Source organism: Vibrio sp. Vb0667 (genome assembly GCF_033391095.1).
Genome location: NZ_JAWPOL010000267.1, coordinates 1 through 1,203 on the forward strand (window position 1 = coordinate 1; position 1,203 = coordinate 1,203).

The window sequence follows — 1,203 nt, forward strand, 5'->3', positions numbered from 1 at the left end:
AAAACCGATAAATCCACTATTCTTCATTCGTTTGGACAAAACTCGATCAATTCATCCATTTAAGACTGAACAAGATAGTCGCTAGAACCAGAATAATGACGAGAAGAATGTTTGCTGACGTACATGTCTTCATCCGCTAAATGCAGCGCTTGTTCCAAACTCATGTGCTGCTTTCGTTTCTCAGAAACACCAACTGAAATCGTGACGGTTTTCAGCTCTGCGCACAATTTATCGGTAACATCCAATCGACTCAGTTCTTGAACGGCTCGCGAAAGCTCTATTTGTGTTGGGTATCCGAGCAAAATAAATTCGTCACCACCAATACGATAGCTTCGCCCAGACCACACTCGATGTATCTTCAGCGAAAGCAATTGCAGCACTTCATCACCCGCTAAATGACCGTAGGTATCGTTGATTTGTTTGAAGTGATTAATATCTAAATAAAGAATCGCCAAATCCTTATTCACCCCTTGGCGATACTTAACTTGCAAAGAGCGACGATTCCTCAACCCAGTTAAGTTATCGGTGTTGGATTGACGATACAGATAGAGAGAAACACAAATTGCCAATACAAGTACGAATAGAAATACCGCTTGGGTTTGTGTTGCCAATCGCACCTCATACTCTAACGCCGTGCGCCAATCTGGACGCAAATCGTATTGAGCCACAATTTTGTCAACGCCCAACATCGCGATCGCGCGGCTAAAATATGGCGCTAACATTGCACCGCGTTCATTCGCGACGAGACCGATAGACAACTGCGAACTGTAAAACTCCCCTATCGCGGTATCTTGCTCGATGGGCACAAGCTCGCTCAAACGAAGGAAATGGTTGAGCATTGCCGTATCCATCGGGATGTAATCCACCTCCCCTTTAAGCAATGCTTCAATAAGATCGTGCTGCGTGTTAAAACGCTCAAGCTCTTTCAACGGTAAAAGCTGAGTCATCATTTGATCGAAGAAATCGTCTTTGACTACACCGATTCTTTCAGAGATCAATTGTGACACATGGGAATAGGTGTTTGGCTTGTAGCCCAATCGCTTGACCATCACTGAAGCTGGTGAATAGTGTGGTCTTGGAAAATAGCTGAATTCATGCCGTTCTCTGCTCACCGTTAATGGTGCCAAAATATCAAATTCACCTTTCATAAACTGGCGATACATCGACTCCCAACTTTCGTTAGGCTCACTGATGATCACACAG

At 44.1% G+C, this 1,203-nt stretch carries 1 protein-coding gene; it reads right to left on the reverse strand.

The features are described 5' to 3' along the window. Positions 1 to 59: 59 nt before the first annotated feature. A partial coding sequence (locus tag R8269_RS25175) for a GGDEF domain-containing protein (RefSeq protein ID WP_318222902.1) occupies positions 60 to 1,203 on the reverse strand: 1,144 nt, incomplete at its 5' end.